23 protein-coding genes and 1 tRNA gene are annotated in these 23,392 nt (G+C 64.5%); 1 reads left to right on the forward strand and 23 read right to left on the reverse strand.

The genetic code is table 11. The annotated features are described in order from the left end of the window. Nucleotides 1-168: 168 nt before the first annotated feature. Complete coding sequence (locus Mspo_RS04600) at nucleotides 169-1,125, forward strand: GDP-L-fucose synthase (protein ID WP_159727272.1); 957 nt, start codon at nucleotides 169-171, stop codon at nucleotides 1,123-1,125. A gap of 169 nt (nucleotides 1,126-1,294) precedes the next feature. Here the strand turns inward: Mspo_RS04600 and Mspo_RS04605 are convergent, their stop codons facing one another. From Mspo_RS04605 to Mspo_RS04715, 23 genes are all read right to left on the reverse strand, one after another. Further along, the gene (locus Mspo_RS04605; RefSeq protein WP_159727274.1) at nucleotides 1,295-2,506 is read right to left on the reverse strand and encodes an outer membrane protein; all 1,212 of its coding nucleotides are present in this window, start codon (nucleotides 2,504-2,506) and stop codon (nucleotides 1,295-1,297) included. Between the two features lie 451 nt (nucleotides 2,507-2,957). Next, nucleotides 2,958-3,033 (reverse strand) — tRNA-Lys (locus Mspo_RS04610). A 116-nt stretch (nucleotides 3,034-3,149) separates the two neighbouring features. After that, complete coding sequence (locus tag Mspo_RS04615) at nucleotides 3,150-3,383, reverse strand: DUF1467 family protein (protein WP_159727276.1); 234 nt, start codon at nucleotides 3,381-3,383, stop codon at nucleotides 3,150-3,152. 40 nt (nucleotides 3,384-3,423) lie between these two features. Beyond that, nucleotides 3,424-3,828, reverse strand: a complete 405-nt coding sequence (gene mce / locus Mspo_RS04620; RefSeq protein WP_159727278.1) for a methylmalonyl-CoA epimerase — start codon at nucleotides 3,826-3,828, stop codon at nucleotides 3,424-3,426. Nucleotides 3,829-4,034: 206 nt separating this feature from the next. Beyond that, on the reverse strand, nucleotides 4,035-5,705 hold the full coding sequence (locus Mspo_RS04625; protein WP_159727280.1) for a ribonuclease J: 1,671 nt from the start codon (nucleotides 5,703-5,705) through the stop codon (nucleotides 4,035-4,037). Then, the gene (locus Mspo_RS04630) at nucleotides 5,702-6,511 is read right to left on the reverse strand and encodes a biotin--[acetyl-CoA-carboxylase] ligase (RefSeq protein WP_159727282.1); all 810 of its coding nucleotides are present in this window, start codon (nucleotides 6,509-6,511) and stop codon (nucleotides 5,702-5,704) included. The genes Mspo_RS04625 and Mspo_RS04630 overlap by 4 nt, the downstream gene beginning before the upstream one ends. Nucleotides 6,512-6,518: 7 nt before the next feature. Continuing rightward, nucleotides 6,519-7,952, reverse strand: coding sequence for an NADH-quinone oxidoreductase subunit NuoN (gene nuoN, locus Mspo_RS04635; protein ID WP_159727284.1), 1,434 nt, complete (start codon nucleotides 7,950-7,952; stop codon nucleotides 6,519-6,521). Nucleotides 7,953-7,965: 13 nt separating this feature from the next. Then, nucleotides 7,966-9,477, reverse strand: coding sequence for an NADH-quinone oxidoreductase subunit M (locus Mspo_RS04640; RefSeq protein ID WP_159727286.1), 1,512 nt, complete (start codon nucleotides 9,475-9,477; stop codon nucleotides 7,966-7,968). Continuing rightward, nucleotides 9,477-11,519 (reverse strand): NADH-quinone oxidoreductase subunit L, encoded by a 2,043-nt coding sequence (nuoL, locus tag Mspo_RS04645; RefSeq protein WP_159727288.1) that lies wholly within the window; start codon nucleotides 11,517-11,519, stop codon nucleotides 9,477-9,479. The genes Mspo_RS04640 and nuoL overlap by 1 nt, the downstream gene beginning before the upstream one ends. Nucleotides 11,520-11,525: 6 nt before the next feature. Further along, nucleotides 11,526-11,834 carry an NADH-quinone oxidoreductase subunit NuoK gene (nuoK, locus tag Mspo_RS04650; protein ID WP_159727290.1) on the reverse strand — a complete coding sequence of 103 codons (309 nt, stop codon included), beginning with the start codon at nucleotides 11,832-11,834 and terminating at the stop codon, nucleotides 11,526-11,528. 12 nt (nucleotides 11,835-11,846) lie between these two features. After that, nucleotides 11,847-12,449 (reverse strand): NADH-quinone oxidoreductase subunit J, encoded by a 603-nt coding sequence (locus tag Mspo_RS04655; protein ID WP_159727292.1) that lies wholly within the window; start codon nucleotides 12,447-12,449, stop codon nucleotides 11,847-11,849. A 49-nt stretch (nucleotides 12,450-12,498) separates the two neighbouring features. Continuing rightward, on the reverse strand, nucleotides 12,499-12,987 hold the full coding sequence (gene nuoI / locus Mspo_RS04660) for an NADH-quinone oxidoreductase subunit NuoI (RefSeq protein WP_024879553.1): 489 nt from the start codon (nucleotides 12,985-12,987) through the stop codon (nucleotides 12,499-12,501). A 12-nt stretch (nucleotides 12,988-12,999) separates the two neighbouring features. After that, nucleotides 13,000-14,019, reverse strand: a complete 1,020-nt coding sequence (gene nuoH / locus Mspo_RS04665) for an NADH-quinone oxidoreductase subunit NuoH (RefSeq protein ID WP_159727294.1) — start codon at nucleotides 14,017-14,019, stop codon at nucleotides 13,000-13,002. A gap of 10 nt (nucleotides 14,020-14,029) precedes the next feature. Then, nucleotides 14,030-16,093 (reverse strand): NADH-quinone oxidoreductase subunit NuoG, encoded by a 2,064-nt coding sequence (nuoG, locus tag Mspo_RS04670; RefSeq protein ID WP_159727296.1) that lies wholly within the window; start codon nucleotides 16,091-16,093, stop codon nucleotides 14,030-14,032. Continuing rightward, nucleotides 16,090-16,401, reverse strand: a complete 312-nt coding sequence (locus tag Mspo_RS04675) for a hypothetical protein (RefSeq protein ID WP_159727298.1) — start codon at nucleotides 16,399-16,401, stop codon at nucleotides 16,090-16,092. Before Mspo_RS04675 ends, nuoG begins: the two co-directional genes overlap by 4 nt. A gap of 6 nt (nucleotides 16,402-16,407) precedes the next feature. Continuing rightward, on the reverse strand, nucleotides 16,408-17,712 hold the full coding sequence (gene nuoF, locus Mspo_RS04680) for an NADH-quinone oxidoreductase subunit NuoF (protein ID WP_159727300.1): 1,305 nt from the start codon (nucleotides 17,710-17,712) through the stop codon (nucleotides 16,408-16,410). Between the two features lie 7 nt (nucleotides 17,713-17,719). Then, nucleotides 17,720-18,346: an NADH-quinone oxidoreductase subunit NuoE gene (gene nuoE / locus Mspo_RS04685; protein WP_159727302.1), complete on the reverse strand. Its 627-nt coding sequence runs from the start codon at nucleotides 18,344-18,346 to the stop codon at nucleotides 17,720-17,722. Beyond that, a complete protein-coding gene (locus Mspo_RS04690) occupies nucleotides 18,347-19,537 on the reverse strand; it encodes an NADH-quinone oxidoreductase subunit D (protein ID WP_159727304.1) in 1,191 nt (396 codons plus the stop codon). It lies immediately after the preceding gene. Between the two features lie 73 nt (nucleotides 19,538-19,610). Beyond that, nucleotides 19,611-20,213, reverse strand: coding sequence for an NADH-quinone oxidoreductase subunit C (locus Mspo_RS04695; protein ID WP_159727306.1), 603 nt, complete (start codon nucleotides 20,211-20,213; stop codon nucleotides 19,611-19,613). Between the two features lie 99 nt (nucleotides 20,214-20,312). Next, complete coding sequence (locus Mspo_RS04700) at nucleotides 20,313-20,909, reverse strand: NADH-quinone oxidoreductase subunit B family protein (RefSeq protein WP_159727308.1); 597 nt, start codon at nucleotides 20,907-20,909, stop codon at nucleotides 20,313-20,315. Next, on the reverse strand, nucleotides 20,900-21,265 hold the full coding sequence (locus Mspo_RS04705) for an NADH-quinone oxidoreductase subunit A (protein WP_159727309.1): 366 nt from the start codon (nucleotides 21,263-21,265) through the stop codon (nucleotides 20,900-20,902). The genes Mspo_RS04700 and Mspo_RS04705 overlap by 10 nt, the downstream gene beginning before the upstream one ends. Nucleotides 21,266-21,463: 198 nt before the next feature. After that, complete coding sequence (locus tag Mspo_RS04710; RefSeq protein ID WP_159727311.1) at nucleotides 21,464-22,282, reverse strand: ATP12 family chaperone protein; 819 nt, start codon at nucleotides 22,280-22,282, stop codon at nucleotides 21,464-21,466. Between the two features lie 29 nt (nucleotides 22,283-22,311). Next, on the reverse strand, nucleotides 22,312-23,370 hold the full coding sequence (locus Mspo_RS04715; protein ID WP_159727353.1) for an RluA family pseudouridine synthase: 1,059 nt from the start codon (nucleotides 23,368-23,370) through the stop codon (nucleotides 22,312-22,314). Nucleotides 23,371-23,392: the final 22 nt, after the last annotated feature.

Here is a 23,392-nt window from a genome sequence, read left to right on the forward strand (position 1 = left end):
GGCGTTCACCGTTACGGACCAGTCGCTCGGCGCATTGACCGAGTCGCGCGGACGTCGCTCGCAACACTCGGTTTTCGATTGCGCTGTGCAATAGATCTGTATTATTCATGGCGCCGGCCACGTAATAGCGCGGGCCGTAGCGTCGTTTCTTTGAAGTGGTTCTTGCACATGAGCAATCGCCGAATTTGGGTGGCCGGACATCGGGGCATGGTCGGATCGGCGCTGACGCGATATCTCGAAGCGCGCGGCGATCACGTCCTCAAGGCGGATCGTTCCGTCGTCGATCTTCGCAACCAGATCGCGGTCGAAGTCTGGCTGAAGCAGAATAGGCCCGACGCGATCCTCTTTGCGGCGGCGAAAGTCGGCGGCATCTACGCCAACGATACTTATCCAGCCGATTTCATCTACGACAATCTGGCGATCGAGACGAACATCATTCATTCCGCCCACGCCGCCGATGTGGACCGGCTCGTTTTCCTTGGCTCGTCCTGCATCTATCCGAAGTTCGCGCCGCAGCCCATTCGAGAGGATGCGCTTCTCACCGGGCCTCTGGAGCCGACCAACGAATGGTATGCCGTCGCCAAGATCGCCGGCATCAAGCTCTGCCAAGCCTATCGAAAGCAATATAACCGCCGCTATATTTCGGTGATGCCTTGCAACCTCTATGGCCCGAACGATAATTTCGATCTTCAGACGAGCCATGTGCTTCCCGCCCTCATTCGCAAGTTTCATGAAGCGAAGAAGATGGGACGCTCGGAGGTCGTGGTATGGGGTACGGGAACGCCGCTTCGCGAATTCCTGCATGTCGACGATCTCGCGCGCGGCGTCGTCTTCTGTCTCGACAATTACGACGGATACGAGCACATCAATTGTGGGGCGGGCTCGGAAATCTCCATTCGCGAATTGGCGGAGACCGTTCAGCGCGCCGTCGGCTATGTCGGTCGTCTCGTCTTCGACACCGCGAAGCCAGATGGAACGCCTCGCAAAATCATGGACTCCAGTCGCCTGCGAGCGCTCGGATGGGCGCCCGAGATATCGCTCGAAGATGGAATTGCAGGAGCCTACCGCTGGTTCCTCGCCAATAACGAGGCGTCTCGGGAGCCGGAATTGGCGACGGCCAGTTAGATCAGTCTCCGATCCTTCTGGATCGGAGACTGATCTAATTGTCCAATGAAATAGGGAAAGACTCTTCTGACGAGATCGCCCATCGCGCGATAGACGCGCCGTCGCCACACTGGCGTAGCGTGCGCTCTGCGTCACGACATGACAACGCCAGCCAAACTCGTGCGCGCCGTCAGAATTTATAGATGACGGCCGCGCGGGACTTTCCGGTTGTCGGCCGCGCATCGATCGCCGATCCGAGCACGGCGGCGTATTTGTCATAGAAGCTGTGGAGATATTCGAGGCGAGCGCCGACGTGCTCTGTCAGCATCGTTTCCATGCCGCCGCCGAGCTGAAAGCCGGCGAAAGCGTGCGACGCGCCGATACCGAAAAAACCCGCCGTCGCGAGACGCCCATAGGTCTGCGTCCATCCTGCCGTTCCGAACAAGAGCGTATCGCCGAACAAGCGGCCCGCGCGCGCCCGGATGGAATAATCCCAATCGTAGGCGATTAGCGCGCTGGCGCAGAACAGCGGAAACGCGCTGCTCGCGGTCGATTTCGCGCCGCCCGCGCCGCCGTCGATTTCGAGGCCGAAGACCGACCGGCCATATTGATAATCGTAACCGAGCAGCACGCCCCCGCCGCCGCCCACGCCGCCGACGCCATCGGCCGAACCGTTCGGGGCGGAAAGCTTCGTGCTGGCCCAGGCCACGCCGCCATGAGCGCCGATATGTGCGCCGGTCCAGCACTCACGCAACAGCGACGTCCTCACGCCAGTGGAGGCGAACGGCGTGTCTCGCCCGTCCAACTCGGACGGCCTGAAGATTAGAGCGACGCGCGCGATTCCAGTGTCCGGCCGAGCGTCATAGAGGCCGCCGTCGAAGCTTCGCTTGCTATAAACGCCATGGAGATATTCGACCCGGCCATAGAGATCGCTCGCCAATCGAGTCTCGACACCCGCTCCGAACACGCCGCCGACGTATCGCGCATCGCCGCCGCCCGGCGCATTGTTCGGGAGGCTCAAACTGGTGAACACTTCCGAGACGCCGGCCGTGACATAAACGAGCGTGTCGTCTGACATGAGAGTACCGAGCCTCCCGCGCAACGCCCAAGAGGGGGCCTCTCTGAACGTCGTTTCGCCGGAAGAGCTCGCCTTCGCCGCAGTAGAGTTGACATTGCCGTCGACGGCGATCCCCGCGACGATCGACGGCGCGAATTGATAGTCGAAGCCGGCCGTCGCGCCGACACTCGCGCCGAACATGCCGACGCCATCGAAATTCGACCATTTATCGGAAAGCCGGAATTTCGCCCACCCGGTTCCGAGGATCGCGCCGACATAGAATCCCGTCCAGCTCGGCGGAGGGGCAAAGGGGTGCGGCGCCACGACGCCATCTTTGCTGACCATCGGCGCGAATGTTCGGCCACTATATGATCGCCCGCCAACGGAGCCGGTCACGTCGTCTTTTCGCCCGCGCTCACGCAACTGTTCGCCAATGGGATAGGCGGGAAGCGGAGAAGGAGTCGGGGGGGGGCGTTGTATCGGACGGGCGAGCCCGCCATCGCGGCGCTTTCGGACAAAAGAACGAGCCAGACACGGTTAACAATCCGTAATATGGTTGCGCTTTCATCTGGCGCTCGCATCGAGCGCAATAAACTCCATAGCCGTAAGAAGGACTGCGTCGCGCAGTCGAAGAGAATCACGCCGAGCTGTCCAGTGGCTTGGACGAATGCCTTCGCCGCGCCAGCTCACCAACGGCCGAGACGGGTCGAGGCGGCGATTTCCACACCCATGGCGACACGAGGCGCTAGACTCTGGCCCCCGCCTTGCCAATAGCAGAATGAGCTATTGATTTCCTTGGTGAGCGCGATGGGACTCGAACCCATGACCCTCTGATTAAAAGTCAGATGCTCTACCGACTGAGCTACGCGCTCGCTCGAAAGTCGCAATTCGCCGCAGGGCTGCGCCCGGCGGATCGTCACGACCCTGGCGTTGGACCCCTACAAGTTGCCGACCCACCGGTCAACCCCGCCTCGGCAGGATCGTTCCTCTATCCCATCCACTTCACATAAAGCACGAAGAGCGCGAACAGGATCGTGGAAACGAATGTCGTGACGACGGCTTTGATCCAGAGCTTCGGCGCAACGGGCGCGCCTGGATCGCCGCCCGTCGGCGTGTCGCCCTCCTCTTCCGAGGAGCGAACGCCGAAGGGCAGGATCGCGAACAGCACGATCCACCAGATGGTGAGATAGATCGCAATGGCGAGCGGCGTCTGGAATGGCAATGTCCACGCTCCTCGAGATCATGCCGTCCGCGGCCGAAGGTCAGGCCTGCTCGAGCTCGACCAGGGCCCCGTTGAAATCCTTCGGATGCAGGAACAGCACCGGCTTGCCATGCGCGCCGATCTTCGGCTCGCCGTCGCCCAGCACGCGCGCGCCGGAGGCCTTCAGCCGGTCGCGCGCCGTCAAAATATCGTCGACCTCGTAGCAGAGGTGGTGAATGCCGCCCGACGGATTCTTCGCGACGAAGCCGGCGATCGGGGAGGCTTCGCCGAGCGGCTCCAGCAGCTCGATCTTGGTGTTGGGGAGCTCGACGAAGACGACCGTGACGCCATGCTCGGGAATGGCCTCGGGCTCGGAGACCTTCGCGCCCAGCGTGTTTCTATAGGTCGCCGTCGCCGCCGCGAGGTCCGAGACGGCGATCGCCACATGATTCAAGCGTCCGATCATGACGTTTTCCTGAACTCTTTCCAGAAACCTAGAGCGCTTTCCGCTCGAACGGAATCGTTCGAGCGACCAGAATTCGCTCCAAACGACGAATTAGAGCGTTTCCAGCCGAAGTGGACGCCGGTTCGGCGTCCGGAAACGCGTCGAAACACGGAAAGACCCTAGAGCAGATTCGATCCAAAAGGATCGAATCTGCTCTAGATGCGTCATCACGCCTCGATGATCAATACGTGAACCTGTGGCTTCTTGCCCCAGACGGCGTTGACGCTCGCCCGCACGGCGCGCTCGACCGCGGTCGCCGCGGCGTCGACATCCCGCCGCTTTTGACGCGGGAGATTGTCGAAGGTGCGGAAGATGGCGTCATCCACCACCTCGCCCATATCCTCGCCGTCGCGGCCCTTTTTCGGCAGGCCCGACATCAGCACATCGGGATCGCCGACGAGATCGCCGCGCTTGTCGATGGCGAGCGCCAGAGAGACGACGCCCGCGAAGCCGAGCCGCGCCCGCTCCCGCACGGCGCCGTCGGTTTCGGAGATCAGCACGTCGCCGTCCTTGAGAAGGCGTCCGGTCGGGGCCTTGCCGACGACGGCGGGATCGCCGGGGAAGAGGCGCACGATATCGCCGTTGCGCGCGCCGATCGTCTGCTCCACTCCGCGCGCCTTGGCGAAGGCGGCGTGGACGGAGAGATGATGTCCCTCGCCATGCGCCGGCACCGATATGCGCGGCCGCACCCAATCATAGAGCTGGGCCACCTCGCCCCGCCGAGGATGGCCGGAGCAATGGACGAGATGGTCGTGATCCGTGATCACTTCGACGCCCTGGTCGCAGAGCTTGTTGACGACCCGATGCACCTCCCGTGTATTGCCGGGAATGGCGCGCGACGAGAAGATCACCGTGTCGCCCGCGGCCAGCTTGATGACCGGGTGCTCCTTCTCCGCGACGCGCGCCATCGCCGCGCGCGGCTCGCCCTGGCTGCCCGTCGCCAGCACGACGATTTTCCCGCGCGGCAGCGCCGAGAACATGTCCAGAGACAGAAAGGGTGGCAGGCCGTCCAGAAAACCGCATTCGCGCGAGACCTGAATGACCCGCTCCATGGCGCGGCCGGCGATGACGACGCTGCGGCCGGCCGCCTGCGCCGCTTCGGCGACGGCGCGGATGCGGGCGACATTGGAGGCGAATGTCGTCACCAACACCCGCCCTGTCGCCGCGCCGACGAGCCGGCGCAACGTCTGCGCCACGTCGCTCTCGGAGAAACTGTCGCCCTCCCGCAGAATATTGGTCGAATCGCAGATGAGCGCGTCGACGCCATCGTCGCCGAGCGCCCGCAGCCGAGCGGCGTCGATGCGATGGCCGACGCCGGGCTCGGGATCGATCTTCCAATCGCCCGTGTGGATGGCGAGGCCGAGCGGCGTGCGGATCGCCAGCGCATTGGCCTCGGGAATCGAATGGGCCACGGCGACGAATTCGACATCGAAGGGACCGATGTCGAGGCGCTGGCCGGTCGCCACTGTGACGACCTTCACATCCGGCGCGCCGGGCTCCTGCAGCCGGCGCGCCTCGAGGAGCCCCGCCGCGAAACGGGTGGCGTAGACCGGGCAGCGCAGCTTCGGCCACAAAAAGGACAAAGCGCCGATGTGGTCCTCATGAGCATGGGTGATGACCAGCCCCACGAGATCGCGGCGGATCTTCTCCACGAAAGACACATCCGGCATCAGCAGATCGACGCCCGGCAGCTCAGGTCCGGGAAAGGCGAGGCCGCAATCGACCATCAGCCATTGCCGCGCCTTCGGCGGGCCGAAGCCGTAGAGCGCCGCGTTCATGCCGATCTCGCCCAGGCCGCCGAGCGGCGCAAAGACGAATTCGTTGGTCTCCTCATTCATTGACGCCGCTCCGGCTCGGGCCGGGCCGCCGCGAGGGCCGGCAGGAAGATGTCTCCCGCTTCGATGGCGCGACGGCCGCTGCGGGTCGAAATAATGAGGCGGCCGTCGCCGTCGATCGTCTCGAAGATACCTGAAACGGTCTCGCGCGCGAGCCGCGCCTCGATCGCGCCGCCGAGCCCCGCCGCATGGGAGAGCCAGCGCGCGCGCAAAGCCGCAAATCCGGAGCCGCCCGCCCAGAGCGCCAGCGTCTCCACCATTTTGTCCGAAAGCAGAGCAAAGATCGCGCCAGCATCGAGGCCGGAGCCGCCGAGGCGCGACAAATCGCTCGCCGGCGCAGCGAGATCGCCAGGCGCGGCGACGCAATTCACGCCTATGCCGATGACGCAGCCGAAGGGCGCGCCCGGGCCGCCCGGCTGCGTCCCCTCGAGCAGCACGCCCGCGAGCTTTTCGCCATCGAGCAGCACGTCATTCGGCCATTTGAGCGCGAGACGTTCGGACGCGCCAGTCGCTTCGATCAGCGCGCCGATCGTCGCGAGCCCGGCCACGAAGCCGAGTTGCGGCGCGAGAGCCGCCGGCCCGAAATCGAAGATCAGCAGGCTCGCATGGAGATTGCCTTCGAGCGAGCTCCAGCTGCGTCCGAGCCGGCCGCGGCCTTTGGTCTGGCGGGCGGCGACGACCCACAACGGCCCCATGTCGCCCGCCTCCGCCCGGCGCTTGGCCTCGTCGTTCGTCGAGTCGATTTCGTCGTAAATCTCGAGACGAACGCCATGCGAGCGCGCGCGCTCCCCGAGCTTCACTTGCCCCATCCGCGGATCAGAACAGGGATTTCGCAGCGGCCGTCGCTGCTTCCACCACCGGCGCCGGATAGAGCCAGAAGCCGAGGAGGAACAGCGTCGACGCCGCGAGCACCGCGCGCAGCGACAGCGGCGAATGATCGAAGGCCGGAGCCGGATCGTCGAAATAGATGACCTTGACGACGCGCAGATAGTAGAAAGCCGAGATCGCGCTCGCCAGAACGCCGAGTATGGCGAGCGCATAGAGACCGGCGTCCACCGCCGCGAGGAAGACGTAGTATTTCGCGAAGAAACCGGCGAGCGGCGGCACGCCGGCGAGCGAGAACATCAGCATCGCCAGGAAGAAAGCCGCGGTTCCATTGTTGCGCGAGAGGCCTGAGAGATCGGCGATCTTCTCGACCGGGCGGCCCTCGACGCGCATCTGCAGAATGGCGGCGAAGGCGCCGAGCGTCATCACCAGATAGATGGCGAGATAGATGGCGACGCCGCGCACGCCCGCCTCATTGCCGGCCGCGAGCCCGACCAGAGCGAAGCCCATATGGCCGATCGAGGAATAGGCCATCAGTCGCTTGATGTTCGTCTGGCCGATCGCCGCGAAGGCGCCGAGCAGCATCGAGGCGACGGCGATGAAGATCACGATCTGCTGCCATTGCGCGACAATGCCCGGAAAGGCGGTGACGACGATGCGCGCGGTGATCGCGACGGCCGCCATTTTCGGCGCCGAGGCGAAAAAGGCGGTGACCGGCGTCGGCGCGCCCTCATAGACGTCGGGCGTCCACATATGGAAGGGAGCCGCCGACATTTTGAAGGCGAGACCGGCGAGCACGAAGACGAGGCCGAAAATGACGCCGAGCGGCGGCGCTCCGGTGATGGACTTGGCGACGCCGTCGAAGGAGATCGTGCCGGCGAAGCCATAGAGCAGCGAGGCGCCGTAGAGCAGCATGCCGGAGGAGAGAGCGCCGAGCACGAAATATTTGAGGCCGGCTTCCGAGGCGCGGGCGTCGTCGCGATCGAAAGCGGCCGCCACATAGAGCGCGAGCGACATCAGCTCGAGGCCGAGATAGAGGGCGATGAGATTGTCGGCGGACACGAGCAGCAACATGCCGATCGTCGAGAGCAGCACGAGCGCCGGGAATTCGAAGTTGCCGAGACGCGCGCGCTGCAGATAGTCGCGCGACATCAAGATCGTCACCAGCGAGCCGATGAGCGTCAGCACCTTCATGAAACGCGCGAAGGCGTCGTCGACGAAGGCCCCTTCGAACAGCGAGGCTTGCGACGTCTGGCCGAAGAACAGCGCCAGAATGGCGAGGCCGATCAACCCCGCGGCGAGCTCGTTGACGAGGCCGTAGGCCCGCGTGCCGCGCCAGGCGCCGATGAGGATCAGCGCCAGAACGCCGAGGACGAGGATGGTTTCCGGCAGGAAGTGATGCGCGAGCGCGGTTGAGAACGACATCGTCAGCGACCGATCATTGAGCGGCCTGGGCGACGATTTTCGCCGCATTGGCCAGGGCCGTGTGAGATTGCAGGAGATTGGCGACGGAAGCCGCGGACGCCTCGAGGATCGGCCCCGGCCGCACGCCGTAATAGATGGTGAGCGCGATGAGCGGCGCGAAAATCAGCAGCTCGCGCGGCGAGAGATCGGCGATCGATTGCAGCGCCGGCTTGTCGAGCGGACCGAACACGACGCGGCGATAGAGATAGAGCGCATAGGCCGCCGACAGGACGACGCCCGACGTCGCGAACAACGCCACCCAGCTGTTGGCGACGAAGGCGCCGGCGAGCGTCAGGAATTCGCCGACGAAGCCGGAGGTCCCCGGCAGGCCGACATTCGCCATGGTGAAGATCATGAAGGTGACGGCGTAGAGCGGCATACGATTGACGAGGCCGCCATAGGCCGCGACCTCGCGCGTGTGCATGCGGTCGTAGATCACGCCGACGCAGAGGAACAGCGCGCCGGAAACGAAGCCGTGCGAGATCATCAGGAACATCGCGCCCTGCACGCCCTGAGGCGTCAGCGTGAACAGTCCCATGGTGACGAAGCCCATATGCGCGACCGAGGAATAGGCGATGAGCTTCTTTATGTCCTCCTGCACCAGCGCGACGAGCGAGGTGTAGATGACGGCGATGACGGAGAGCGCATAGACGAGCGCCGCGAAATCGGCCGAGGCGTCCGGGAACATGGGCAGCGAGAAGCGGATAAATCCATAGCCGCCCATTTTCAGCAGGATGGCGGCGAGGATCACGGAGCCCGCGGTCGGCGCCTCGACATGGGCGTCGGGCAGCCAGGTATGGACCGGCCACATGGGCATCTTCACCGCGAAGGAGGCGAAGAAGGCGAGCCAGAGCCAGGTCTGCATGGCGGGCGGGAACTGCGTCTCGAGCAGAGTGGCGATGTCGGTCGTGCCGGTCTTGCCATAGATCGCCAATATGGCGATCAGCATCAGCAGCGAGCCGGCGAGCGTATAGAGGAAGAATTTGAAGCTCGCATAGACGCGCCTTTTGCCGCCCCAAATGCCGATGATGAGGAACATCGGAATGAGGCCGCCCTCGAAGAAGAGATAGAAGAGCACGAGATCGAGCGCGCAGAACACGCCGATCATCAGCGTCTCGAGCACGAGGAAGGCGACGAGATATTCCTTCAGCCGGAACTTCACCGAGTCCCAGGAGGCGAGAATGGCGAAGGGCGTCAGAAAGGTCGTCAGCAGGACGAAGGGCATGGAGAAGCCGTCGACGCCGAGCTTGTAGGTGAGACCGGAGCCGAACCACGCCTTCTGCTCGACGAGCTGAAAAGCCGCGCTCGCCGTGTCGAAGCGACCCCAGGCGACCAGCGAGAGCAGGAAGACGACGATCGTCGTCAGCAGCGCCGCCCATTTGGCGTTGCGCAGCGTCGCCTCGCTCTCGCCTTTCAAGGTGAGGATGAAGGCCGCGCCGACGAGCGGCAGAAAGGTCAGGCCCGTGAGAATGCCGAAACCGAACATCAGCGCAGACCTCCCGCGACGAACCAGGTGACGACCGCCGCGACGCCGATCAGCATGGCGAAGGCGTAGTGATAGACATAGCCGGTCTGAAGCTTCACCGCGAGGCGCGCGCCGTCGACGACGCGGGCGGCGACGCCGTCGGGGCCGAGCCCGTCGATGATGCGGCCATCGCCGCCCTTCCACAGCAGCCTTCCGAGCGCGAAGGCCGGCCGCACGAAGATCGCGTCATAGAGCTCGTCGAAATACCATTTGTTGAGCAGGAAGCGATAGAGCCGCGGGAAGGCCTGAGCGATCTTCTGCGCCGTGCCCGGCGCGAGCTGATAGACGAACAGCGCGACGAGGAAGCCGAGGATCATCATCACCGTCGCGGCATAGGAGACCCAATGCGGGATTTCATGCATCGCGTGCAGAATGTGGTTCTCGTGGCCGGTGAACAGCGCGCCCTTCCAGAACTCGTCATAGGCGTGGCCGGCGAAGTCTCCCATGAACACGGCGCCCGCGACCACCGCTCCTGCCGCTAGCACGGCGAGCGGGATCAGCATGACGAGCGGCGATTCGTGCGGCGCATGATGGCCGTGGCCATGCGAGTCGTGAGCATGATCGTCGCCATGGGCGTCAGCATGCGCGTGATCGTCGTGGTCATGGGCCGCATGGGCGTCGCCATGAACCTCCTTCGCCTTGCCGAAGAAAGTCATGAAGACGAGACGCCAGGAATAGAAGGAAGTAAGGCCCGCCGCGACGACAGTCGAGACGAAGGCCAGATAGGCGACGCTGCGATGCTCGCCCGCGGCGAAGGCGGCCTCGATGATCGCGTCCTTGGAGAAGAAGCCGGCGAAGCCGAGCTCCGTCCCCGGAATACCGACGCCGGTCAGCGCGAGAGTCCCGATCGTCATCATGGCGAAGGTGAAGGGAATCTTGTTCCACAGCCCGCCCATGTTGCGCATGTCCTGCTCGTGATGCATCGCATGGATGACCGAGCCCGCGCCGAGGAACAGCAGCGCCTTGAAGAAGGCGTGGGTGAAGAGGTGGAACACGCCGAGCGAATAGGCGCCGACGCCTTCGGCCACGAACATATAGCCGAGCTGCGAGCAGGTCGAATAGGCGATGACTCGCTTGATGTCGTTCTGCACCAGGCCGATCGTCGCCGCAAAAAAAGCGGTGATCGCGCCGATGAGCGTGACGAAGGCGAGCGTGTCGGGCGCATATTCGAAGATCGGCGACAGGCGCGCGACCATGAAGACGCCGGCAGTCACCATGGTGGCGGCGTGGATGAGCGCGGAGACCGGCGTCGGGCCCTCCATCGCGTCCGGCAGCCAGGTGTGCAGCAGGAATTGCGCGGATTTGCCCATGGCGCCGGTGAACAGCAGGAAGGTCGCGAGCGTCAGCGCGTCGAAATCGGCGCCGAACACATGGATCTTATGCCCGGCGATGCCGGGAACGGCGGCGAAGACCTGCTCGAAGCCGACCGACTGCGTGAGCTGGAAGACGAGGAAGATGCCGAGCGCGAAGCCGAAGTCGCCGACGCGGTTGACGACGAAGGCCTTGATGGCGGCCGCGTTGGCCGAAGGCTTCTGATACCAGAAGCCGATGAGGAGGTAGGACGCGAGGCCGACGCCCTCCCAGCCGAAGAACATCTGGACGAGATTGTCGGCCGTCACCAGCGTCAGCATGGCGAAGGTGAAGAGCGACAGATAGCCGAAGAAGCGCGGACGGTCCGGATCTTCATGCATATAGCCGATCGAATAGAAATGCACGAGCGCCGAGACGGTGGTGACGACGATCAGCATCACCGCCGTCAGCGTGTCGACGCGCAGCGCCCAATCGACGCTGAGCTTGCCCGAAGCGAACCAATTGCCGAGCACAGCCGTGCTGGCGTGGCCATGGCCGAGCCCCACATCGAAAAACACGATCCAGGAGAAGCCGCAGGCGATGAACAAAAGCGTCGTCGTCACGAGCTCGGAGCCGCGCGCGCCGATGCGCCCCCCGAGAATACCCGCGACGAGAAAGCCGATGAGCGGCAGGAAGACGATTGCTTGGATCATCGGCGCTCAGCCCTTCAGAGAGTTGATGTCCTCGACCGCGATGGTGCCGCGGTTGCGGAAATAGGTGACGAGAATGGCGAGGCCGATGGCCGCCTCCGCCGCCGCCACCGTGAGGATGAACAAAGCGAAGACCTGTCCGGTCAGATCGCCGAGCGAGGCCGAGAAGGCCACGAGATTGATGTTGACCGAGAGCAGGATCAATTCGACCGACATCAAGATGATGATGATGTTCTTGCGGTTGAGGATGATGCCCGCGACGCCGAGCGTGAACAGGATCGCCGCGACGACGAGATAATGGGTGAGGCCGACGACCATTGCTGCTTTCCCTCAGACGCCCGCCCGCGAGGGCACTTTCTTGATCTCGATGACATTGTCGCGCGTGCGCGCGTTCTGCTCCTCGATCTTCTGCCGCTTGACGCCGGGCCGGTGATGCAGCGTCAGCACGATCGCGCCGATCATGGCGGTGAGCAGCACCAGGGCCGAAGCCTGGAAGAACAGGAAATATTTGGTGTAGAGCAGCTGGCCGAGCGCCGCCGTATTGGAGACCCCCGCCGCGATGGGCGCGGCGGCCGCCTCCTTCGCGCCGGGCGCGCTCTGCCAGCCGAGCGCGACGAGGCCGAGCTCGCCGAGCACCACCGCGCCGACGGCCGCGCCGATCGGCAGATATTTGGTGAAGCCCTGGCGCAGCTCGGCGAAGTCGACGTCGAGCATCATCACCACGAAAAGGAAGAGCACGGCGACCGCGCCGACATAGACGACGACGAGGATCATGGCGAGGAATTCGGCCCCGGCGAGCAGGAACAACCCGGCGCCATTGACGAAGGCGAGGATGAGATAGAGCACCGAATGGACCGGATTGCGCGAGACGATCACCGCGAAAGCCGATGCGATCAGCACCGCCGAGAAAAGATAGAAGAATGCCACAGCCACTTTGTCGTCCTCTCTCGAGCGTCTCGTTGCGTTTGGCTCTCGTTCGTTCTCAGCGATAGGGAGCGTCGAGCGCGATGTTGCGGGCGATCTCGCGCTCCCAGCGCGCGCCATTCTCGAGCAGGCGCTCCTTATTGTAGTAGAGCTCCTCGCGCGTCTCGACGGCGAACTCCTGGTTCGGGCCCTCGACGATGGCGTCCACCGGGCAGGCCTCCTGACAGAAGCCGCAATAGATGCATTTCACCATGTCGATGTCGTAGCGCGTCGTGCGGCGCGTGCCGTCATTGCGGCGCGGGCCCGCTTCGATGGTGATCGCCTGCGCCGGGCAGATCGCTTCGCAGAGCTTGCAGGCGATGCAGCGCTCCTCGCCGTTGGGATAGCGACGCAGCGCATGCTCGCCGCGGAAGCGCGGGGAGATCGGGTTCTTCTCATGCGGATAGTTCAGCGTCGCCTTCGGCTTGAAGAAGTAGCGCATCGACAGGAAGAAGGCGGCGATGAACTCGGTCAGAAAGAGCGACTTCGCTGCTTGGTCGAGCTTCATGACGTCACTCCCTTAATTCGCGCCCGCCGAGCCGGCGAATTGCAGCACGGCCGCGACGAGGATGACCATGACGAGCGAGATGGGCAGGAAGACCTTCCAGCCGAGCCGCATGAGCTGGTCGTAGCGATAGCGCGGCACGAAGGCCTTCACCATGGCGAAGAAGAAGAAGAAGAAGGTCACCTTCAACACGAACCACACCGCGCCCGGCACCAGTGTGAGCGGCGCGATATTCGCCGGCGGCAGCCAGCCGCCGAAGAAGAGGATCGTCAGCAGCGCGCACATGGTCAGGATGGCGACATATTCGCCGAGCATGAACAGCATGTAGGGCGTCGCCGAATATTCGATCATGAAGCCCGCGACGAGCTCCGACTCCGCCTCGACGAGATCGAAAGGCGGACGGTTCGTCTCGGCCAGAGCCGAAATGAAGAAGATGACGAACATCGGCAGCAGGCGCAGCCAATACCAGCCGAGAATTCCATATTGCGTATCCTGCGCGCGCACGATCTCGGTGAGATTGAGCGAGCCGGCGCAGAGCAGAACGGTGATGATGACGAAGCCGATCGAGACCTCGTAGGACACCATCTGCGCCGCCGAGCGCAGCGCCGACAGGAAGGGATATTTCGAGTTGGACGCCCATCCGCCCATGATGATGCCATAGACGCCGAGCGAGGAGATGGCGAAAATATAGAGAATGCCGACATTGAGATCGGCGACCGCCCAGCCGTCGGCGACCGGGATCACCGCCCAGGCCGCGACCGCGAGCATCGCCGTGACGAAGGGCGCGAGCAGAAACACGCCCTTGTTCGCCGTGTCGGGGATCACCGGCTCCTTGAGCACGAATTTGAGCATGTCGGCGAAGCTCTGGAGCAGGCCCCAGGGTCCGACGACATTGGGACCGCGGCGCAGCTGCACGGCGGCCCAGACCTTGCGGTCGATGTAGATCGCATAAGCGAGGTAGATCAGCAGAGCGACGGTGAGAACGACGCTCTTCACGATGATCAGGAGAAGGTTCAGCAGCCAGCCGTCGATCACGTCCTTGCTCCTATTCCGCCGCTCGGCTGAGACGGCCCTGCGTCAGCGCCGAACATTCCGCCATTGTGGCGGAGGCGCGCGCGATCGGATTGGTGAGATAGAAATCGGCGATCGCGGGGACGAAATCATCCTTCCAAGCCGTCGCCGGCTGCAGCGCCACCGCCTCGAGATCGGCGGCCGAGGCCGGCGTGATCTGGTCGAGCCGCAGAAGATGCGGATGCGCCTCGCCGAGCTTGGCGCGCAGCTGCTTTTGCGAATCGAAGGGCAGAGGCGCGCCGAGGGCGCCGGAGAGAGCGCGCAGGATCGCCCAATCCTCGCGCGCGTCGCCCGGCGGGAAGGCGGCGCGCAGCGCCTCCTGCACACGGCCTTCCGTATTCACATAGAGCCCGAATTTTTCCGTATAGGCCGCGCCCGGCAGGATGACGTCGGCGCGATGCGCGCCCTTGTCGCCATGGGTGCCGATATAGACGACGAAGGCGCCGGGCTCGACCGCGATCTCGTCCGCGCCGAGATTGAAGACGAGCTCGAGCGCGCCGGCCTTGGCGATGTCCGCCGCCTCGAGGCCGCCCTGCCCCGGCGTGAAACCGAGATCGAGCGCGCCGACGCGCGACGCCGCCGTATGCAGCACGCTGAAGCCGTTCCAGCCCTCGGAGAGACCGCCATGCTTCTTCGCGGCCTGGGCGGCGAGCGCCAGAATGGCGCGGCCGTCGGCGCGCGTCAGCGCGCCCTGCCCGATCAGCACGATGCGCTTCGACGCGCCGGTCGGCGCGCTCTCGATGAAGCGCGCCAGCGCGTCCGGTCCGGCGCCGAGATAGTCGTAGCCGTAAGTGAGATCGGCCCTCTCGCCGATGACCGAGATGGGAAAATCGCCCTTCAGCCAACGCTTGCGGATGCGCGCATTGAGCACGGGCGCTTCCTTGCGCGGATTGGAGCCGATGACGAGCAGCGAATCCGCTTCATCGACGCCCGCGATCGTGGCGTTGAAGAGATAAGAAGCGCGGCCGAAGCGCGGATCGAGCTTGGCCCCGTCCTGGCGCGCGTCGAGATGGACGCTGCCCAGCCCCTCGACGAGGAGCTTCAGCGCGAAGATTTCCTCGAGCGCGGCGAGATCGCCGACCAGCGCGCCGATCTTTTCCGCCGGCGTCGCCTTCGCCTTGGCGGCGACGGCGGCGAGCGCCTCCTGCCAGGAGGCCGGGCGCAAGCGGCCGTTCTCGCGAATATAGGGACGGTCGAGACGCTGCGCCTTCAGGCCGTCGACGATCTGACGGGTCTTGTCCGAGATCCACTCCTCGTTCACCGCCTCGTTGAGGCGCGGCAGGATGCGGATCACCTCGCGGCCGCGCGCGTCGACGCGGATCGCGGAACCCAGCGCGTCCTGCACGTCGATCGTCTCGGTCTTCTGATATTCCCACGGACGCGCGCGGAAATTCTGCGGCTTGGGAAGCAGCGCGCCGACGGGACAGAGATCGGTCACATTGCCCTGCAGCTCGGAGGTCATCGCCGTCTGCAGATAGGTGGTGATCTCCATATCCTCGCCGCGGCCGATCGCGCCCATGTCGCTGGTGCCGGCGATCTCCGCCGTGAAGCGCACGCAGCGTGTGCAATGAATGCAGCGGTTCATCGCCGTCTTGACGAGCGGCCCGATATATTTGTCCTCGACCGCGCGCTTGTTCTCGGAATAGCGGGAGCTGTCGCCGCCGAAGGCGAGCGCCTGATCCTGCAAGTCGCATTCGCCGCCCTGATCGCAGATCGGACAGTCGAGCGGATGGTTGACGAGCAGAAACTCCATCACGCCTTCGCGCGCCTTCTTCACCATGGGCGATTTGGTGAAGACTTCCGGCGGCGCGCCGTCCGGGCCGGGACGCAGATCCTTCACGGCGACGGCGCAGGAAGCCTGCGGCTTGGGCGGGCCGCCCTTCACCTCGACGAGACACATGCGGCAATTGCCGGCGATCGACAGACGCTCGTGGAAGCAGAAGCGCGGCACCTCGGCGCCGGCCTCCTCGCAGGCCTGCAGCAGCGTATATTCGGCCGGAACGTCGACCTCGACGCCATCGACGAGAATTCTGGTCACTTGGCCTTCTCCAACCTCTCGACGCGCTCGCGCAAATCGGCGATCTGCGTCTCGATCTTCTTCTTCCGCTCGCTCGCGTCGACCGCGAAACCAAGAGCAGTCATCGTCGACTCGCGCAGCATTTCGCCGCGATCCTCCAGAAAGTCGAGCTTCAGCGTGTGACTGTCCTGAACGACGCGCAGCCCTCGAATATCTTCCTTGATCCCGCGCTGGCCCTCCCGCAGCTCGCTCAGCTCCTCCCGAATGCTCCGAATGTCGGCGCGCATCTCGCGAAGCAGCTCCAGAACGAGAGTCTCCGGCTCGGCCATCGATCTCTACTCCGCCGCCACGCGCACCGGATCGGGATGCGGATTGGCCGCATAGCGGTCGATGCGCTTCTCTATCTCCCCACGGAAATGATTGATGAGGCCCTGGATCGGCCAGGCCGCCGCATCGCCGAGCGCGCAGATCGTGTGACCCTCGATCTGTTTCGACACGTCGAACAGCATGTCGATCTCGCGCTTATGGGCGCGGCCTTCCGCCATGCGGGTGACGACGCGCCACATCCAGCCCGTGCCCTCGCGGCAGGGCGTGCATTGGCCGCAGCTCTCATGCTTGTAGAAATAAGAGATGCGGGCGATGGCGCGAATGATGTCGGTCGATTTGTCCATGACGATGACCGCCGCCGTGCCGAGGCCGGAGCCGAGCTTGACGAGGCTGTCGAAATCCATCGGACAGTCGATGATCTGATCCGCAGGCACGAGCCGCACCGAGGAGCCGCCGGGAATGACGGCGAGCAGATTGTCCGAGCCGCCGCGCACGCCGCCGCAATGGCGGTCGACGAGCTCGCGGAAGGGAATGGACATCGCCTCTTCCACATTGCACGGCTTGTTCACATGGCCGGAAATGGAGAAGAGCTTGGTGCCCGTATTATTGGGCTTGCCGATGCCGGCGAACCAGCTCGCGCCACGGCGCAGAATGGTCGGCGCGACGGCGATGGATTCGACATTGTTGACGGTGGTCGGGCAGCCATAGAGGCCGACATTGGCCGGGAACGGCGGCTTCAGGCGCGGCATTCCCTTCTTGCCCTCGAGGCTCTCGATCAGCGCCGTCTCCTCGCCGCAGATATAGGCGCCGGCGCCGTGATGCACGTAGAGGTCGAAGGGATAGCCGTGAATATTGTCCTTGCCGATGAGCCGCGCCTCATAGGCCTCGTCGATCGCCTTCTGCAGCGCGACGCGCTCGGCGATGAACTCGCCGCGCACGTAAATGTAGGAGGCGTGCGCGCCCATGGCGAAGGAAGCGATCAGCGCGCCCTCGATCAGCGTCTGCGGATCGTTGCGCATGATCTCGCGATCCTTGCAGGTGCCGGGCTCCGACTCGTCGGCGTTGATGACGAGATAGGAGGGACGCGCCGGATCGGGCGTCTTGGGCATGAAGGACCATTTGAGGCCGGTGGAGAAGCCGGCGCCGCCGCGTCCGCGCAGCCCCGAATCCTTCATCTCCTGAATGATCTTGTCGCGGCCGAGCGCGAGCAGCGCCTTGGTGTTGTCCCAGGCGCCGCGCGAGCGCGCTCCGGCGAGGCTCTTGTCGCCTATGCCATAGAGGTTCGTGAAAATGCGATCTTTATCGGCGAGCATTTCTAGTTCACTCCGCCTGCGCTTTGGCGCCGTCGCCATAGAAGGAGGTCAGGCTCGTCAGTCCGCCTTCCGGCTCCGAGGAGACGCGGCCCGTCTGCGAGCCGGTCTTCACCGGCCGGCCGGCGGCGAGATCATCGAGCAGCTTCTCGAAATTCTCGGCCGTCAAATCTTCATAATAATCGTCGTTGATCTGCACCATGGGCGCATTGCAGCAGGCGCCGAGGCATTCGACCTCGAGCCAGGAGAACAGCCCGTCCGCGGTCACATGACGCTGCGGGCCGACGCGGCGCTCCAGCACGGCGATCAGCTCGTCCGAGCCGCGCAACATGCAGGGCGTCGTGCCGCAGAGCTGGACGTAGTATTTCCCGACCGGCTCGAGATTGAACATCGTATAGAAGGTCGCGATCTCGAGCACGCGAATGTAGGGCATGCCGAGCAAATCCGCGACCTTCTCGATCGCTTTCTGCGGCAGCCAATAGTCATTCTGCTTCTGCGCCTGCCACAAGGCCGGCACCACCATGGAGGCCTGACGGCCGTCTGGGTATTTGGCGATTTGCCCCTCGAGCCACGCCTTGTTCTCGGGCGTGAACTCGAAGCTTTCGGGCTGCTGTTCGGCGAGACGACGTATGGACATTTAGCGATCGACCTCCCCGAAGACGATATCGAGCGAACCCAGGATCGCCGAGACGTCGGCGAGCAAATGGTCCTTGCAGAGAAAATCCATGGCCTGCAGATGCGCGAAGCCCGGCGCTCTGATCTTGCAGCGATAGGGCTTGTCGCCGCCGTCGGAGACCAGATAGACGCCGAACTCGCCCTTGGGCGCCTCGACCGCCGCATAGACCTCGCCGGCCGGCACTTTGAAGCCTTCCGTATAGAGCTTGAAGTGATGGATGAGCGCCTCCATGGAGCGCTTCATCTCCGCGCGGGGCGGCGAACAAATCTTATTGTTCACCGTCGCCACCGGGCCGCGGTTTTCGGCCTTCAAAAGCTTTTCGACGCATTGCTTCATGATGTAGGTCGACTGGCGCATCTCCTCCATGCGGATGACGGCGCGGTCGTAGCAGTCGCCGTTCTTGCCGACGGGAATGTCGAACTCCATCTCCTCATAGCAGTCGTAGGGACGCGCCTTGCGCAAATCCCAAGGCGCGCCGGAGCCGCGCACCATCACGCCGGAGAAACCGAACTTCCAGGCGTCCTCGAGCGAGATGACGCCGATGTCGGCATTGCGCTGCTTGAAGATGCGGTTGCCGATGAACAGCTCTTCGAGATCATCGCAGAGCTTCAGGAACGGGTCGCAGAAAGCGCCGATATCCTCGACCAGCCGGTCCGGCAGATCGCGGGCGACGCCGCCAGGGCGGAAATAATTGGCGTGCATGCGCGCGCCGCTCGCACGCTCATAGAACACCATGAGCTTCTCGCGCTCCTCATAGCCCCAGAGCGGCGGCGTCAGCGCACCGACGTCCATCGCCTGCGAGGTGACGTTGAGGAGATGCGAGAGAAGACGGCCGATCTCGGCGTAGAGCACGCGGATGAGCTGGCCGCGGCGCGGAACCTCGACACCGAGCAATTGCTCTATGCCGAGACAGAAGGCGTGCTCCTGATTCATCGGCGAGCAATAGTCGAGCCGATCGAAATAGGGCACGTTCTGCAGGAAGGTGCGCGCCTCCATCAGCTTCTCGGTGCCGCGATGCAGAAAGCCGACATGCGGATCGCAGCGCTCGACCACCTCGCCGTCGAGCTCGAGGATCAGGCGCAGCACGCCATGCGCCGCCGGATGCTGCGGACCGAAGTTGAGGTTGAAGTTGCGGAGGCTCTGGTCGTTCATCGTGACAGTCCCAGGCGGAGGAAGAGCGAATGGCGAGAATCAGCAGAAGCGCCGATGTTCATGACGGGCGCTCTCACTTGCTCGCCTTTTCATCGCCGGGCAGCTCATATTCCACCCCCTCCCACGGCGATAGAAAATCGAACTTCCGGTATTCCTGTGTGAGGTTCAGCGGCTCATAGACGACGCGCTTGCGCTCGTCGTCGTAGCGCACCTCGACATAGCCGGACATGGGGAAATCCTTACGCAGCGGATGACCGTCGAAGCCGTAATCGGTCATGATGCGGCGCAGATCCGGATGGCCGTCGAACAGCACGCCGAAGAGGTCGTAAGTCTCGCGCTCGAACCAGTCCGCCCCCGGATAGAGGCTCGTCAAGGAGGCGACCGGCGTGTCTTCGTCGGTCTGCGTCTTCACGCGGATGCGCTGATTATGCTTAGGCGAGAGGAGATGCAGCACCACGTCGAAACGCTGGTCGCGCTCTGGATAGTCGACCGCGGTGATGTCGGTGAAGCTGACGAAGAGGAATTCGGGATGGTCGCGCAGCACGCGGGCGACATCCAGCCACCGCGAGCGCTCCACATCCACGGTGAGCTCGCCATAGGCGATCTCAAGGCCTTTCACCACGCCCGGAAGGGCCGCGGCGACCTTCTCGCCGAGCTTTTCGAGTTCCGCACTCATGTCTCACCCTCGCGTCATGAGAAACCGACGGCTCATCGCGCGGCGGCTCGCATCGCATTCTTCGTTTTTGCGCGCTCTCTTCGAAACAGCGCGATCACATCACCGTTCGATCGTGCCGCTGCGGCGGATCTTCTTCTGCAGGAGCAGAACGCCATAGACCAGCGCCTCGGCCGAAGGCGGACAACCCGGGACATAAATGTCGACCGGAATGATTCGATCGCAGCCGCGCACCACAGAATAGGAGTAATGGTAATAGCCGCCGCCATTGGCGCAGGAGCCCATGGAGATGACGTAGCGCGGCTCCGGCATCTGATCGTAGACCTTGCGCAGCGCCGGGGCCATTTTATTGGTCAGCGTGCCGGCGATGATGATGACGTCCGACTGGCGCGGGCTGGCGCGCGGCGCGAAGCCGAAGCGCTCGAGATCGTAACGCGGCATCGCCGCTTGGATCATCTCCACCGCGCAGCAAGCGAGCCCGAAGGTCATCCACATCAGCGAGCCGGTGCGGGCCCAATTGATGAGATCGTCGGTCGCGGTGACGAGAAAGCCCTTGTCGGCGAGCTCGTCATTGAGGCCGAGATAGAAGGGATCGTCCGCGCCCACCGGCTTGCCGGTGCGCGGATCGACGAGACCCTTGGCGGAGGGCGCCACGAGGGTCGGAATCTGCGTCTGGCTCTGGCGAGTGATCAATCCCATTCGAGCGCTCCCTTGCGCCATTCATAGACGAAGCCGACGGTCAGCACGCCGAGGAAGAACATCATCGACCAGAAGCCGAAGCTGCCCGCCTCCTTGAAGGCGACGGCCCAGGGAAAGAGGAAGGCGACCTCGAGGTCGAAGACGATGAAGAGCAGCGCGACGAGATAGAAGCGCACGTCGAATTTCATGCGCGCGTCGCCGAAAGGATTGAAGCCGCACTCATAGGCGGAGAGCTTCTCCGGATCCGGCGCCTTGAAGGCGACCAGGAAGGGGAGGACGAGCAGCGCGCCGGCGATGATCGCCGCGAGGGCGACGAAGATCACGAGCGGCAAATATTGTTCGAGCAGGCTCGGCATGGCGATGTCCGACGTTTGCGGCGGGGGCGGCGCGTTGTGTCGCGGGGCGGAGAGCCCCGGGCGCCGTCTGACCGCGCGTTCCGTAACCCAGCGTATAGGTCAAAGCAAGAGCCGAGCGCCTCTTTACCGAAGGGATTGGGCCGGCGAGCCTTACGGGCGCCCGGGCGCGACGAGAAATTGCGCGCCGGCGCCCGTGAATCAGGCGGCGCCGCCGAAGAATTCGGCGATCTTGGCCGCGGCTTTCATCTCCTCGAATCGCCGCGCCCGGCGCTCCATCGCCTCGGCGTCCGCGCCCCAGGCTCTCATCTGATAATCTTCGTCGACATGGGCGGCGGCCCAAGCGGCTTCGACGTCCATTCGGCCGAGCGCCACCGCAAGGGCGATGAGGCAGGAGCCCGTCAGCGTCGTCATCGAATGGAGCGCCGCGAGGCGGAAAGGCGCCCCCGCCCCCTCCCCCGCATAGGCGCGCACCGCCTCGGCGACCGCGACCGTCGCCTCTGGCGCCTGCGCGAGAAACATCACGCCCGCCGTCGCGGCGAGCTCGGCGCCGAGCCGCTCCCTGGCGAAGGCGAGCAACGGGTCCCAGGCGTCGGCCTGCGCGGCGGCAAGGCCCGCAGGCTCCTCGGCGCGATAGCTCACGAGGTCCGAGCCCGCATATTTGGCGATGTCGGCGGCGACCTCATCGAGCCGGTCCGCGACCCCGTCGATCGCCGAATTGACGAGTTTCGTCAAAGGCATGGACGAAGGGTCGAGCCTTTCGCCCTGCGCCTCCCACTCCGCCGCGATAGCCCCCGTCAGCGGCGAGGACGGCGTCGCCAGAATGCGCCGCGCCGGCGTCTTGACCGTCCGTCCATCGAGCAGCACGGCGTAACCGCCATCGGCCTCGCCCACTCCGGCGGAGCGGTAGAATCGTTTCGGCGCCTCCGTCCGCGCGGATTGCGCCGCTATGCGCAACGGATTGCGCTCCGCATTGGTGACGAACAGGCCGTCGGCGAGATTTTCGCTATCTGAGGACATGGGGCGGTCTCCTCGGGCGCGGGGGCGCGTCAAGCGTCCGGCGCCGCCAATATGGGGTCGTCCTGCCCCGCGTCGAAGCCGAAGAAATCCCAGCTCTTCTGCATATGCGGCGGCAACGGCGCGGTGACGTCGAGCGCGCCGCCCTTGGGATGCGGCAGAATCAACCGCCGCGCCAGAAGATGGAGCTTCACCTCGAGCTCGGCCGGCATGGCGCGCATGGGATCGCGGCGTCGCGCCTCGTCCTCGGGCCTGTGCCCATATTTCGGGTCGCCGAAGATCGGGCAGCCGATCGCCTCCGCATGGGCGCGGAGCTGATGCGTGCGCCCGGTCAGGGGCTTCATCGACAGCCAGGAACAGCGCGGCGCCGCCTTGTCGACGATGGCGTAATAGGTCAGCGAATGCTGCGCCCCCTCTTCGCCATGCCGGACGACGCGCATCTTCTCGCGCGCGTCGGCGTCGCCCGCGCGACGCTCGCCCGCCCCGCGGCGAGAGCGATCCTCGCCCATATCCGCGCCTTTGGCGAGATAGAGCGACACGCGGCCCTGCGCCGGCTTCGGAACCCCTTCGACCAGCGCCCAATAGATCTTCTGCGCCTGGCGCGAGCGGAAGATCTCCCCGAGCTCCGCCGCCGTGCGCCGATTCTTGGCGATGAGCAGCACGCCGGACGTGTCGCGGTCGAGCCGATGCACCAGCACCGGCCGCTTGTCGCCCTCGGCCAGCGATGCGAGCATACCGTCTATATGCCGCTTCATGCCCGAGCCGCCTTGGACGGCGAGGCCATAGGGCTTGTTCAGCACGATGAGATGCGCGTCCTCGAACAAAGTCATCTCGGCGAGCGCGCGGGCGTCTTCCGGCCGCGCCCGCAGGACCGCCGGCGCCGCGATCGTCTCCAGCTTGAGCGGCGGCACGCGAACCTTCTGATTCTGCTCGAGCCTTGTCGACGTATCGGCCCGCTTGCCGTCGACGCGCACCTCTCCCTTGCGGCAGATTTTGGCGAGATGCGACAGAGCGAGCGAGGGAAAGCGCCGCTTGAACCAGCGGTCGAGCCTCAGCCCCGCCTCGTCCGCCTCGACGGTCAGCGTCTGCACGGGCGTCGATTGCGGCGCCGGC

The sequence above is a fragment of the Methylosinus sp. Ce-a6 genome (assembly GCF_009811655.1).
GTDB lineage: Bacteria > Pseudomonadota > Alphaproteobacteria > Rhizobiales > Beijerinckiaceae > Methylosinus.